The 12,889-nt window shown below is 67.4% G+C and carries 13 protein-coding genes and 2 tRNA genes; 3 read left to right on the forward strand and 12 right to left on the reverse strand.

Features of this window, described 5'->3' with window-relative positions:
• Positions 1-192: 192 nt before the first annotated feature.
• The 4 genes from GDI_RS10735 to GDI_RS10750 form a co-directional block, all read right to left on the reverse strand.
• Positions 193-534, reverse strand: a complete 342-nt coding sequence (locus tag GDI_RS10735) for a helix-turn-helix transcriptional regulator (protein WP_012226117.1) — start codon at positions 532-534, stop codon at positions 193-195.
• Complete coding sequence (locus GDI_RS10740) at positions 524-1,720, reverse strand: integrase (protein ID WP_012553142.1); 1,197 nt, start codon at positions 1,718-1,720, stop codon at positions 524-526. Before GDI_RS10740 ends, GDI_RS10735 begins: the two co-directional genes overlap by 11 nt.
• Positions 1,721-1,815: 95 nt before the next feature.
• Positions 1,816-1,891, reverse strand: a tRNA-Glu gene (locus GDI_RS10745).
• A 124-nt stretch (positions 1,892-2,015) separates the two neighbouring features.
• Complete coding sequence (locus tag GDI_RS10750; RefSeq protein WP_012553143.1) at positions 2,016-2,357, reverse strand: hypothetical protein; 342 nt, start codon at positions 2,355-2,357, stop codon at positions 2,016-2,018.
• Positions 2,358-2,420: 63 nt separating this feature from the next.
• Here GDI_RS10750 and GDI_RS10755 point away from each other — a divergent pair, with 63 nt between their 5' ends.
• On the forward strand, positions 2,421-3,389 hold the full coding sequence (locus tag GDI_RS10755) for an RluA family pseudouridine synthase (RefSeq protein ID WP_012553144.1): 969 nt from the start codon (positions 2,421-2,423) through the stop codon (positions 3,387-3,389).
• A gap of 252 nt (positions 3,390-3,641) precedes the next feature.
• Positions 3,642-4,529, forward strand: a complete 888-nt coding sequence (rpoH, locus tag GDI_RS10760; protein ID WP_012553145.1) for an RNA polymerase sigma factor RpoH — start codon at positions 3,642-3,644, stop codon at positions 4,527-4,529.
• Positions 4,530-4,589: 60 nt separating this feature from the next.
• On the opposite strand, the gene GDI_RS10765 is transcribed toward rpoH, so the two are convergent.
• The 5 genes from GDI_RS10765 to argC all read right to left on the reverse strand — a co-directional run bounded on the left by GDI_RS10765 (position 4,590) and on the right by argC (position 9,406).
• Entirely contained in the window at positions 4,590-5,879 is a 1,290-nt protein-coding gene (locus GDI_RS10765; protein ID WP_012226126.1) for an adenylosuccinate synthase, read from the reverse strand.
• A 59-nt stretch (positions 5,880-5,938) separates the two neighbouring features.
• Entirely contained in the window at positions 5,939-7,084 is a 1,146-nt protein-coding gene (locus tag GDI_RS10770; RefSeq protein WP_012553146.1) for an ATP phosphoribosyltransferase regulatory subunit, read from the reverse strand.
• Positions 7,085-7,129: 45 nt separating this feature from the next.
• The gene (locus GDI_RS10775; RefSeq protein ID WP_012226132.1) at positions 7,130-8,311 is read right to left on the reverse strand and encodes a phosphoserine transaminase; all 1,182 of its coding nucleotides are present in this window, start codon (positions 8,309-8,311) and stop codon (positions 7,130-7,132) included.
• An 18-nt stretch (positions 8,312-8,329) separates the two neighbouring features.
• Positions 8,330-8,413, reverse strand: a tRNA-Leu gene (locus GDI_RS10780).
• 60 nt (positions 8,414-8,473) lie between these two features.
• Positions 8,474-9,406, reverse strand: coding sequence for an N-acetyl-gamma-glutamyl-phosphate reductase (gene argC, locus GDI_RS10785; protein ID WP_012553148.1), 933 nt, complete (start codon positions 9,404-9,406; stop codon positions 8,474-8,476).
• Positions 9,407-9,550: 144 nt separating this feature from the next.
• On the opposite strand from argC, the gene mazG reads away from it, so the two are divergent.
• Entirely contained in the window at positions 9,551-10,327 is a 777-nt protein-coding gene (gene mazG, locus GDI_RS10790) for a nucleoside triphosphate pyrophosphohydrolase (RefSeq protein ID WP_012553149.1), read from the forward strand.
• A gap of 13 nt (positions 10,328-10,340) precedes the next feature.
• On the opposite strand, the gene GDI_RS10795 is transcribed toward mazG, so the two are convergent.
• The 3 genes from GDI_RS10795 to hfq are packed head-to-tail and all read right to left on the reverse strand — an operon-like array spanning position 10,341 to position 12,817.
• On the reverse strand, positions 10,341-11,198 hold the full coding sequence (locus GDI_RS10795; RefSeq protein WP_012226135.1) for an inositol monophosphatase family protein: 858 nt from the start codon (positions 11,196-11,198) through the stop codon (positions 10,341-10,343).
• A gap of 28 nt (positions 11,199-11,226) precedes the next feature.
• Positions 11,227-12,537: a GTPase HflX gene (gene hflX, locus GDI_RS10800; RefSeq protein ID WP_012553151.1), complete on the reverse strand. Its 1,311-nt coding sequence runs from the start codon at positions 12,535-12,537 to the stop codon at positions 11,227-11,229.
• Positions 12,521-12,817, reverse strand: a complete 297-nt coding sequence (hfq, locus tag GDI_RS10805; protein WP_012226141.1) for an RNA chaperone Hfq — start codon at positions 12,815-12,817, stop codon at positions 12,521-12,523. Before hfq ends, hflX begins: the two co-directional genes overlap by 17 nt.
• Positions 12,818-12,889 lie beyond the last annotated feature (72 nt).

Below are 12,889 nucleotides of genomic sequence, written 5' to 3' on the forward strand. Positions count from 1 at the left end.
AGCGGAAGAGGGCTGGACATCCACCGCGATTCTCGCCATCGCAGGGGCCGCACGCATAACCGCCCCGCGCGACCATGGCTGCTCCTCTGCTTCATGAGCAGACAGGATCGCCCGACAAATAGTTGGTGCTGACGCCGAGCGAGCGAGGACCGGGAGCGGCGTAAGGCGCGAAGTGTCGGCGTGAGGGCGTGGTTACCACAGGATTTTAGCAAGCAGCGACAGAGCGGCTATCGCGATCGACAATAACCCCACCGCGAGCATTGCGCCGAAGCACGTCCGTCCTTTTCGTGGCCGACCTGGACCGCGCTTGATCACTGTCGCGGGCGCCACGTCTCCAACCTTGGCGCCAATGAACGCATCCAGGTCAGAGACACGAAAGCGGCGGTCACGCTTGCCGAAGCTGAACGATTTGGGTCCGCAGCCGAGCCACATCAGATTCCGCAGGCGCCCATGGGAGACGCCCAGATACTCGGCGGCCTGCTTGTAGTCCATCACGGCCGGCAGACGGCGTGACTCGTCTTCCTTACTCGTCATCGTCGCCTTCCTCGGCGGCGATGATGCCGGCCAGCCGCTCAGCCTCCTCGATCTGCTTGCTGATGGATTCCGGGACCGGCTGATAATACCGGTCCAGACTCTTCAGATCACGATGTCCCGTGACCCTCTTGAGGTCCAGCGGGTTCGGCAGCAGACGCGCGAGGCGGCTGGTCGCTTCGTGGCGCAGGTCATGGAACGTCAGGTTGTGGAGCCCGGTGCGTTTGACCATCCGCCCGTAACGCATGCTGAATGTAGACTCTTTGCCTACGCTGAACACGCTGTCGCCGGGCTCCGGCGGCGTCTCGTATGTGTCCCGTTTCTCAAGCAGGAGTCGCCTTGCTCCCGGCGTCAACGGGCGGATTTCAGGGCCTTGTTCTTCCTGGGTCTTGTGCGTCTTGGTCTTGCCGGACTCGCCCCCCAGCTTGATCAAGCTGCGTTCGATATCGACATCGCACCATCGCAGGCCGATCGCCTCACCGCGTCTTGTGCCCTGCTCGATCGACCAGCGGACCAGCCACACATCGTCCGGATAGACGGAGTCCGAGACAGCCACGATCAGCCTATCGAACTCCGTCTTCCCGTCCTTGTCCTTGTCTTCGTCGAGCCGTCTATTGCGCTTCTTGTCCGCACCTTCCGGCCGCTTCACGAACCGTCCGGAGGCGTAGTTGACGATGGAGGTATCCCACTCGCTGATGGCGTGCTGGATGACCGAGGCAAGTAGGTTTAGACGTTTGACGACCGTGGCCGGGGAATAGTCGGCAGACATCATCCGATCCCGGAAGCCGCGCACATCCGCCAGGCAGAATTTGGACAGCCGGACTCCAGGCAGATCCTTGTCCCGGAGAATGGCCGGGATATGCCCTGTCAGGTCAGCGCCACGCCCATCCATGCACTCCTTGGCATACCTGTCCACAAGGTCGCCGATGGTCTGCTTGTCGAGCGCGCTGGTGTCCTTGAATTGGCCGAGTTCGACCTTGGCGGCGGTCTCGTTGAGCCACCGTCGAGCCAGCGCGGCGGTCGAGAAGGTCTTGCGGTAGCGCTTGCCATCGACTTGCTTGCGAGCCTGATACTGCTTAGGGCCGCGGCACGAGATGCCAGCCGGCAAGGTCTTACCAGTCGCAGGGTCTATGTCCCCCTTGGCCCTGGTCACGGCCTGATCTCGTGTTTTATCGCTGCTGCTTGCCATGTCGCGAGGATAGCATCCTCCTCGCGATGGCTCAAATCTGGCTCAAAAACCCAAATTTTATCATGCCGTTTCCTCGAAAAACTCAAGGAAATCAATGGCGTCCCGTACGGGATTCGAACCCGTGTTACCGCCGTGAAAGGGCGGTGTCCTAGGCCTCTAGACGAACGGGACGTTGGACGAGGCAGCTTCTATGCCATCATGCGGCTGGACGCAACCCGCCTGATACCGGAAAATCCGCCCGCATCGCTTTTTTTCCAAGACCGATATTTTTCAGGCCGTTAGGGCGGAACGCGGCCTAACGAGCCAGGGTCAGCCGCCCGGCCACCCGCGCGTGGGCCAGGTCCCACAGGACGATACGGTCGGGGCCGCCGCCGGAAAGCGAGACCGCCAGCATGGCGTCGTCCTGCCGTGCCATGGCGGTAATGTGCGTCCCGGCCGGTTCGTCCAGCACAAGCGGGCCGTACGCCCCGTCAGGCGGCGACACCACCCGGACGGACGACACGGAATGGGGATGCGAGATGCGATGGACCAGGACCCCCACCAGCACCAACGACCCCACGGCGAGCAGGACCCCCATGCCGATCACCGCCGCCAGCAGGGCTTTCGAGCCGGGTCCGTTCGGGGCCTGTGCGTTCATGATTGCTTTCCGTATCCGGCCGCCGTCATTTTCCCGGCGGGCATTTTCCGTTAAGAGCCGCGCATGACCGACGACACCCAACCCATCCGCCTGACGCCCGAGACGGAGCATGCCGGCCAGCGTACCGACCGTTTCCTGGCCGATATGGTGGGGACGCTGTCGCGCTCGCGCGTCAAGGCGCTGATGGAGGGCGGCCATGTCCTGCGCGACGGCCATGTCCTGCGCGAACCGGCCGACCCGGTCCGGGCGGGTCTGTGTTATGAGATAAGGATGCCCCCGGCAATCCCGGCGACACCCCGGGCGCAGGCCATTCCCTTCGCCATCCTGTACGAGGATTCGGACCTGATCGTGCTGGACAAGCCCGCCGGGCTGGTCGTGCATCCCGCGCCGGGCAACGAGGACGGGACGCTGGTCAACGCCCTGCTGGCGCATTGCGGCGACAGCCTGACCGGCATCGGCGGCGAACGCCGGCCGGGCATCGTGCACCGGCTGGACAAGGATACGTCGGGCGTCATGGTGGTGGCCAAGACCGAGCAGGCGCATACCGCCCTGTCGGACGCGTTCGCCGCGCGCGATATCGACCGCACCTATCTGGCGCTGGCCTGGGGCATCCTGTCACCGGCCAGCGGCACGTTCGAGGGCGCGATCGGCCGCGACAGGCGCGACCGCAAGCGCATGGCCGTGGTCACGCACGGCGGCAAGCACGCCATGACGCACTACAGGACGCTGCACAGCTTCCATGGCGGGATCAGTTCCGTCGAATGCCGGCTGGCGACGGGCCGCACGCACCAGATCCGCGTGCATTTTTCCACCAGCGGCCATCCGCTGGTCGGCGACCCGGTCTATCTGCGCCGCATTCCCGCCGCCGCCCGCGCCCTGCCCGAGGATGCACGCCGCGCGGCGCTGGATTTTCCGCGCCAGGCATTGCATGCGGCGCGACTGGGCTTTACCCACCCCCGCACCGGCGAATCCCTGCTGTTCGAAACCGCGCCCCCGGACGATTTCAAGACGTTGCTGGCAAAGATTGCTTAGTTTTAAGGCAATGTCAGGGGAGTTTCCTTGACGGTCTGCCGGACCGCCAGTAGGCTGGACACCATAACTCCGACGGGTGACGCACCGCCGGATTGGACGTCCCGCGTCGACGCGGCCCATGGAGGGGGCGTCTCGCGGGGACGTGAAGTCCATCCACGCGTCATGCGGGCACGGTCGTGCAACCCTTCATATGGATGTGCCGTAGGACATCCAGGGACAGATGACCACCCCCAGGGAAAAGGAGTCCGGTCCATGGCCTCTTCCGTTCTCAATGTTGGTCCTGAATCCAACCTGTCAAGATACCTTCAGGACATCCGTAAATTTCCGATGCTGTCGCCCGAGGATGAACAGCGCCTGTCCCGGCGCTGGAAGGACAAGGGCGATACCGAGGCCGCGCATGCGCTCGTCACCTCGCACCTGCGCCTGGTCGCCAAGATCGCCATGGGCTATCGCGGCTATGGCCTGCCGCTGGGCGAGCTGATCAGCGAAGGCAATATCGGGATGATGCAGGCGGTCCGCCGCTTCGACCCGGATCGCGGCTTCCGCCTGGCGACCTATGCGATGTGGTGGATTCGGGCCGCCATCCAGGAATATATCCTGCATAGCTGGTCGCTGGTGAAGATGGGCACCACCGCCGCGCAGAAGAAGCTGTTCTTCAACCTGCGCCGCCTGAAGGGCCAGATGCAGGCCATCGACGACGGCGACCTGAAGCCCGAGCAGGTGAACAAGATCGCCGAATCGCTGGGTGTGCCCGAGCAGGACGTCATCAACATGAACCGCCGCCTGTCGGCGCCGGATCACAGCCTGAACGCCCCGCTGCGCGCCGACAGCGAAGGCGAATGGCAGGACTGGCTGGTCGACGAACACGACAACCAGGAACAGACCCTGGCGGAAAACGAGGAATTCAGCGGACGCAAGGCATTGCTGGACAATGCCATGAAGACGCTGAACGACCGTGAGCGCCACATCCTGACCGAACGCCGCCTGAAGGACGACCCGGCCACGCTGGAAGAATTGTCGCACACCTACAACATCTCGCGCGAGCGGGTGCGGCAGATCGAGGTCCGGGCGTTCGAGAAGGTGCAGGCGGCGATGAAGGCGGAAGTCGAGGCCCATCGCGAAGCCCACGCCGCAAACTGAGAATGACGGGGGGCGTTGAAGCGCCTCCCCCTCTTCCGTTTCCCGTTTCCGGGTGGATCGTCAGTTCTCGAACGGGTCGCGCATCAGGATCGTATCGTCGCGTTCCGGACTGGTGGACAGCAGGGTCACCGGTGCCTCGACCAGTTCCTCGATCCGGCGGACATATTTGATCGCCTGCGCCGGCAGGTCCGCCCAGGACCGCGCGCCGTAGGTGGTATCGGTCCAGCCTTCCATCGTCTCGTAGATCGGCTTGACGCGGGCCTGCGCCGCCGGCGAGGACGGGAAGCTGCGGATTTCCTGGCCGTCCAGTTCATAGCCGACGCACACGCGGATCTCGGGCAGGCCATCCAGCACGTCCAGCTTGGTCAGGGCCAGACCGTTGACGCCGCCCACGCGCACCGCGCGGCGGACCAGCATGGCGTCGAACCAGCCGCAGCGGCGGGGGCGCCCCGTCACCGTGCCGAATTCATGCCCGCGCTCGCCCAGGGTGCGGCCCATGTCGTCATGCAGTTCGCTGGGGAACGGCCCCTCGCCCACGCGGGTCGAATAGGCCTTGGCGATACCCAGCACGAAGCCGACGCTGCCCGGCCCCACGCCGCTGCCGGTCGCGGCATTGGCCGCGATGGTGTTGGAACTGGTGACGAACGGATAGGTGCCGTGATCGACGTCCAGCATCACCGCCTGCGCACCTTCGAACAGGATTCGCCGTCCGGCGCGGCGCGCATCGTCCAGCAGGTCCCACACCGTATCCATGTAGGGCAGCACGCGCGGCGCCAGCGCGGTCAGGTGGGCCAGCAGGGCGTCCTTGGTAAAGGTCTCGGCCCCCAGGCCGGCCAGCAGCGTGTTGTGGTGCAGCAGCAGTTCGTCCAGCTTCCAGTCCAGCGTCTCGGGCTCGGCCAGGTCGCACAGGCGGATGGCGCGGCGTGCCACCTTGTCCTCGTAGGCCGGGCCGATGCCGCGGCCCGTGGTGCCGATCTTGCGGTCGCCGCGCGCGGCTTCACGCGCGCGATCGATGGCGCCGTGGACGGGCAGGATCAGCGGCACGTTTTCAGCGATGCGCAGCGTCCGCGGCGATACTTCCAGCCCCTGCGCGCTCACCCGGTCGATTTCCGCCAGCAGCGCCTCGGGGTCCACGACGACGCCGTTGCCGATCACCCCCATCTTGCCTCGGACCAGGCCGGACGGCAGCAGCGACAGCTTGTAGGTCTGGCTGCCCACCACCAGCGTATGGCCGGCATTGTGACCGCCCTGGAAGCGGACGACGATATCGGCGCGGCTGGCCAGCCAGTCGACGATCTTGCCCTTTCCCTCGTCACCCCACTGGGCGCCGATGACGGTGACGTTGGACATAAGGTGCTCCTTGGAAAAACGGGACGGGCGGCAGATGGCGCCCGGCTTTAACAAATGTGTCAGTCTAACGCCACGATTCCGTCGCCGGCCGCGATCATCGTGCAACCCAGGCGCCTTGCCTCGGCCGCCTGGTCGGCGACCGGTGCCAGGGCGTCGACCGTGGCATAGCCTTCGGTCCGCAGCCGCCGGCCCAGCGCCGGGTCGCACCCGGCGGGCAGGAACACGCGGATGCGTCCGGGCCGGGTCGGGGCGGCCCGCAGCAGGGCCTCGGGGCGCAGGGTCAGGCCGCAGGCCGGTTCGTCATTGTTGGAAATATAGCGCCCGCCCCGGCCCAGTTCTTCATGCTGGCCACGGGCGTACACGGTCACGCACACGCCGGTATGGTAGCGCCAGCCCCGGAATTCGACCGGATCGACCGTCAGGCGGATATCGGGCACGCGCGCCTTGATCGCGGCACAGGTGGCGGCCAGCCGGTCGCTCAGCGCCCGGACCGGTTCCGGCAGGACCAGCCCACCCAGCACCGCCAGCGCGCGTTCGGCAGGACCCGCCGCATGCAGCAATTCGGTCAGCACCGGCGCCAGGCCGCCGGCCAGGCGCGCGACGGCCGCCGCGTCCTTGCGGTCCAGGGCGCGCATCAGCGCCTGCCGCTCGGCCGGGGTGTAGTCGATTTCCGCGATCAGCGCCGGCGCCAGCGAGGGCATCGTCAGGTCGAACGACACGCCGGGCACCCCCAGCACCGCCAGGCCTTCGGCCCCCAGTGCGATGATTTCAGCGTCGGCCTGGGGCGAGTCCGGGCCGATCAGTTCGATCCCGGCCTGGGAAATCTGGCGGTCGCTTTCCCGCGCCCCGCCGCTGGCCAGCACGCACAGCCCGGTATAGGACAGGCGCAGCGGACGCGGCACATCGGCCAGCCGGGTCGCCGCGATCCGCGCGATCTGCGGCGTGATGTCGGGACGCAGCGCCATCATCCGCCGCGTGTCCGGGTCCATCAGGCGAAAGGCCTGGTCGGCCACGGCCGCGCCCGATCCGCTCAGCAGCGTATCCTCGAATTCCAGCAGCGGCGGCTTCACGCGGCTGTATCCGTGCGTCGCGAAGACCCGCATCAGGTCTTCCATGCCGGCGGCCTCGGCCTCGGCATCGGAAGGAAGCAGGTCGACAAAGCCCGCGGGCAGCAGGGCGGGATTGGGAGGCGGGTCGTCCGTCATGCGCGCGCCTATAGCACCGTCCCGGCCATTCGTCATGCCCGCCCGTCAGGCGTATTCGGCTCGTACCTGGGCCTCGGCCCAGTCCAGCCACGGCATCAGGGCGCGCAGGTCACCGGATTCGACCGTCGCACCGCCCCACAGCCGCAGGCCGGGGGGCGCATCGCGGTAGCTGCCGATATCCAGCGCGACGCCTTCGCCCTCCAGCAGGGCCACGATCCGCCTGGCCGCGCGGGCCTGCGTCTCCGCGTCCAGGGCCCGGAACCAGGGCGCCACGATGGTCAGGCAGATCGCGGTGCTGGACCGTTCTGCCGCCGTTCCGGCCAGGAACGCCGCCCAATCGGACCGGGCGACCCAGTCCGACACCACGGCCAGGTTGGCCTGGCTGCGGGCGACCAGCGCCGGCAGTCCGCCGATCGCCTCGGCCCAGCGCAGGCCGTCCAATGCGTCCTCGACGCACAGCATCGACGGCGTATTGATGGTGTCGCCGCGAAAGATGCCCTCGATCAGCTTGCCCTTGGATGTCAGGCGAAAGATCTTCGGCAGGGCACGCGGGGCGGGCGCCTGCTCCAGCCGGCGGACGGCGCGGGGCGACAGCGCCAGCATGCCGTGCGCGGCCTCGCCCCCCAGGACCTTCTGCCAGGACCAGGTGACCACATCCAGCTTGTCCCACGGCAGGTCCATGGCGAAGGCGGCCGAGGTCGCGTCGCAGATGACCAGCCCGTCGCGGTCCGCCGGAATGGCCGATCCGTCGGGGATGCGCACGCCCGAGGTCGTGCCGTTCCACGCCAGGACGACATCATGCGACCAGTCCACCTGCCCCAGGTCCGGCAGGCGGCCGTAATCGGCCCTCGCGCACCCGGGCGTCGGGATCTGAAGCTGGGCCACGATATCGTTGGCCCAGGTTGCCGAAAAGCTCTCGAAGGCCAGGACATCCACCGGGCGCTGGCCGACCAGCGACCACAGCACCATTTCCACCGCGCCGGTGTCCGAAGCCGGCACGATCCCCAGCTTCCAGTCGTCCGGCATGCCCAGGATGGCGCGCGACCGGGTAATGACCTCGTTCAGCCGCGCGCGGCCGTCGGGTGCGCGGTGCGACCGCCCCAGCAGCGCCCCGGACAGCGCATCCAGCGACCAGCCCGGCCGCTTGGCGCAGGGGCCGGAGGAGAAACAGGGATTGCCGGGGCGCGCACCCGGCTTGACGATCGCATCGGGAGAAATAGAGAGCATCATCCTGTCCGGAGCCGGTGGTACGAGAGAGGGGACTCGAACCCCTATGCCTTGCGGCGGTCGATTTTGAGCCGACTACGTCTACCGTTCCGTCACTCTCGCCTGGTCCCCTGCTTACCAGCAAACCGGGGAATCTGGCAATTGATCAACTGCCCGCCCCTTTCAGGCCGGCGAAGCCAGGCCGAGCATCAGCGCGATATTCTGGATCGCGGCGCCCGATGCCCCCTTGCCCAGATTGTCCAGCCGCGCGGTCAGCACCGCCTGGCGGCGCGCGTCGTTGGCGTGCACGCGCAATTCCATCAGGTCGGTTCCCGCCAACGCATCGGCATCCAGGGTGGTGCCGGCCTCGGCCACGCCGACCCGGTCCGAGCCAGCGTAGACATCCGCCAGCACGGCCCGCAGGTCCGCCCCGGTGGCCGGTGCGGCCAGCATGTCGAGATGCAGCGGGATCGAGACGATCATGCCCTGGGGGAAATGCCCCACCGAGGGCACGAAGAGCGGCGTGCGCGACAGGCCGGCATAGCGGGTGATTTCCGGCACATGCTTATGATCCAGCCCCAGGCCGTAGAGTTCGAAGGCCGGGCCGCCCTCGCGCTCATGCGCCTCGATCATCGTGCGGCCGCCGCCGCTATAGCCGCTGACGGCGTTGATCGTGACCGGGAAATCGGGGGCCAGCAATCCGGCCCGGACCAGCGGACGCAGCAGCGCGATCGCGCCGGTCGGATAGCAGCCGGGATTGGACACGCGCCGCGCCGTCGCGATCGCCGCCGCCTGGTCCGCGCCCATTTCCGGGAAACCGTACGCCCAGTCGGGATCGACGCGAAAGGCCGTGCTGGCGTCCAGCAGGCGCGGGGCCGGCCCGCCGGCGGCCTCCATCGCCGCCACCATCGACGCGGCCTCGCGCGATGCCGCATCGGGCAGGCACAGCACGACCAGATCGGCCGATTCCATCATCTCGCGCCTTGCGTCGGCATCCTTGCGGCGCTCGGGGTCGATCGACCGCACCGCGACCGGGAGGGCATGCAGGCGCTGGCGAATGCCCAGCCCCGTCGTCCCGGCCTCGCCATCGATGAAAACCGTCGCCTGTCCGTCCATGATCCGTCCGTTCTCCCTCACCCCTAATGGATAGGGGCCTGTACCATAATCCAAAGGCCGATACCCCTGGAGACGGATTCTTTGTCAATGTCCCGGGGCGCAGGGCATCATGCCCGGCCTTTTCATAACATGGAGTTCCCCCCGATGTCCGAAGCCACCCAGGCCCTGTCCCGCCTGATAGACATCATGGCAAGGCTGCGCGATCCGGTGGCGGGATGTCCGTGGGACCGCGAGCAGGACTTCGCCACGATCGCCCCGTTCGCGATCGAGGAAGCCTATGAGGTCGAGGACACGATCGCCCGGCAGGATTGGGCGGCGCTGCCGGACGAACTGGGCGACCTGTTGCTGCAGGTCGTCTATCACGCCCGCATGGCGGAGGAAGCCGGCTGGTTCGATTTCGCGACCGTGGCCGGCATGATCGGCGACAAGATGGTCCGCCGCCATCCCCATGTGTTCGGCGATGCCACGCTGCAGGCCGGCCAGTGGGAAGATGAAAAGGAACGCGAGCGGCAGGCCCGGCGGGAGGAGGGTACGCTGGCCGGCATTCCGGCGGCGCTGCCGGCCCTGCTGCGCGCGCGCAAATTGTCGGCGCGGGCGGCCCGGGTCGGATTCGACTGGCCCGATGCAAGGGACGTCCTGGACAAGGTGGACGAGGAAGTCGCGGAACTGAAGGCCGAACTGGATTCGGGCGATCGCGCGCGCATCACCGACGAACTGGGGGACGTGCTGTTCACCCTGGCGACGCTGGCCCGCAAACTGGACATCGACCCGGAAGCCTGCCTGCGCCAGGCCAATGCCAAATTCACCCGCCGCTTCACCGCCATGGAACAGGACCTGGCCCGGCGGGGCACCAGCCTGCCGGACAGCACGCTGGCCGAGATGGAAGCCGGCTGGCAGGAGGTCAAGCGGCGCGAGCGGTAGGACGAAGCCGTTTTCAGTCCCTGTCGTATTCCAGCAGCAGGCGCCGCAGATCCAGCCAGCTTGCCCGGTCGGGGGCATAGAGCAGGCCGCCGGCAAGGTCGGTCGGGCGATAGGGGCTGCCGTCGAAATGGGCGCAGTAGCCGCCGGCCTCGCGGTGGATCAGCCAGCCGGCCAGATGGTCCCAGGGCAAGGTGCGGTTGAACAGCAGGAAATGCCACTTCCCGTCCGCGAGCATGAGATATTCATGCGCCGCGCAGCGGAAGTCCCACGAGCCCATCACCCGCGGCAGGTTCCGCGCGACGGTGTCGCGGATCGGCAGCGGCAGATAACGCCAGGAGGCATTGCCGCACATCTCTTCCGCGGGGGCGGGCGGCGCGCAGGCCAGCGTGCGTTCCGCACCGTCCGGGCCGACCAGCCAGGCGCCCTCGCCCCGCACCGCCAGCGCCGCGACGTCGCAAACCGGGTCCAGGATCGCGGCACCGACGACCTCGCCCCGCGCCACGACGGCCACCATCACGCCGAACAGCGGCACGCCGGCAGCGTAATTCGCGGTGCCGTCGATCGGGTCGACGACATACGCCAGTTCGGCCTCGCCCAGCGAATCAAGCAGGGCCGGGCGCGCGCTGACCGCTTCCTCGCCGATCACCACGGCCTTGGGGGACAGGCGCAGCAGGGCCTCGGTGATGTCGCGCTCGGCGGCTTCGTCGGCTTCGGTCACCACGTCCAGCTTGCTGGTCTTGCAGCGGATGGATGCGGAATCGAGTTGCCGGAAGCGCGACATGACCTGGCGGGCCGCGGCCAGCCGCATGATCCCCAGCACCTCGCGCATCTGTCCCACGGAAACAGGGCCGGCGGAAACGGGGACCGTCATGATCTTCACTCCCTGCCGGGCCGCACCCCTACTGGTCCTGACCGGCGATCTGCATCTCGAAACGGGCGCGGTCGGCCGGCAACAGGCGAACCGTCACCACGATAGCCTGCTCGCCATCCTCGCGCGATGTCACTTCGCCATGAGCGTACAGCCACGCCAGCATGGCGCCGTCCTTCACCGGGATGGTGTAGCGGACGGTTTCCATCGCCTCGGTCAGGCGCGAATCGATGGCGGCCAGCAGGTCGGGCAGGCCCTCGCCCGTGATGGCCGAAATGACGACGCTGCCCTTGCGGGGCGGCACGGCATCGCGGCCGCCGATCAGGTCGGCCTTGTTCTGCACCTCGATCACGCGCCGGCGCCAATCGTCCTCCAGCGTGCCGCTGCCGGCCATGCCTTCCAGCACGTCCTCGACATCCGCGCGCTGGGCGGCGCTGTCGGGATGGGAGATATCGCGCACATGCAGGATGACGTCGGCCTCGGCGACCTCTTCCAGCGTCGCGCGGAAGGCGGCGATCAGTTCGGTCGGCAGGTCGCTGATGAAGCCCACCGTGTCGGACAGGATGATGCGCCGGCCCGACGGCAGGCGAATGCCGCGCATCGTCGGGTCGAGGGTGGCGAACAACTGGTCCTGGGCGAAGACGGTCGCCCCGGTCAGGGCATTGAACAGGGTCGATTTTCCGGCATTGGTGTAACCGACCAGCGCCACGACCGGAAACGGCACCCGCCGGCGCGCGGCGCGGTGCAGGCCGCGCGTGCGCCGCACCTGTTCCAGTTCCCGCTTCAGGCGCACGATCCGGTCGCCGATCATGCGGCGGTCGGCCTCGATCTGGGTTTCGCCCGGACCGCCCAGGAAGCCGAAGCCGCCGCGCTGGCGCTCCAGATGGGTCCAGGTCCGGACCAGGCGGCTGCGCTGATATTCCAGATGGGCCAGTTCGACCTGCAGCGTGCCTTCCTTGGTGGCCGCGCGCTCGCCGAAAATGTCCAGGATCAGCGCCGTACGGTCGATGACCTTGCAGCCCAGGGCGCGTTCCAGGTTGCGCTGCTGCACGGGGGAGAGGCGCGAATCGACGATCACGACGGCGACGCGGTCCTGCTGGACCGCCGCGCGCAGCGATTCGACCTGCCCGTTTCCCAGCAATGTCGACGGCCGGCGTGCCCGCAGCACCAGCACGGCCTGGCGCACGATGACCAGGCCGATCGAGGCGGCGAGGCCGACAGCTTCTTCCAGTCGGGCCTCGGCCGCCCGAACTTCCTCCTGGCGGTCCGGCCGTTCCCAGGGCAGGATGACGGCGGCCCGCGTCGCGGATTGCGACACGGGATCGTCAGAGGAGATCGGCATCCCCCGCCAGATCCTTCTCCGTCAGGTCAACGGTGGCGCCTTCGGTGCGCGACGGGTCGAACAGGACCACCGGCGTCGCCGGCATGACGGTGCTGATGGCGTGCTTGTAGACAAGCTGCGTATGACCGTCGCGACGCAGCAGCACCGAGAAATTGTCAAACCAGGTAATGATGCCCTGCAGCTTTACGCCATTGACCAGGAACACCGTGACCGGGGTCTTGGACCGTCGGACATGGTTGAGGAAGACATCCTGAACGTTTTGTGTCGGTTCTTTTGCCACGGCTGGGCCTTACTTTTTTCTGTGGGCGGGAACGAGGGCGGAACACGCCGTACCGCTCCGTACCGATAACAT

The organism is Gluconacetobacter diazotrophicus PA1 5, assembly GCF_000067045.1.
Taxonomy (GTDB): Bacteria; Pseudomonadota; Alphaproteobacteria; order Acetobacterales; family Acetobacteraceae; genus Gluconacetobacter; species Gluconacetobacter diazotrophicus.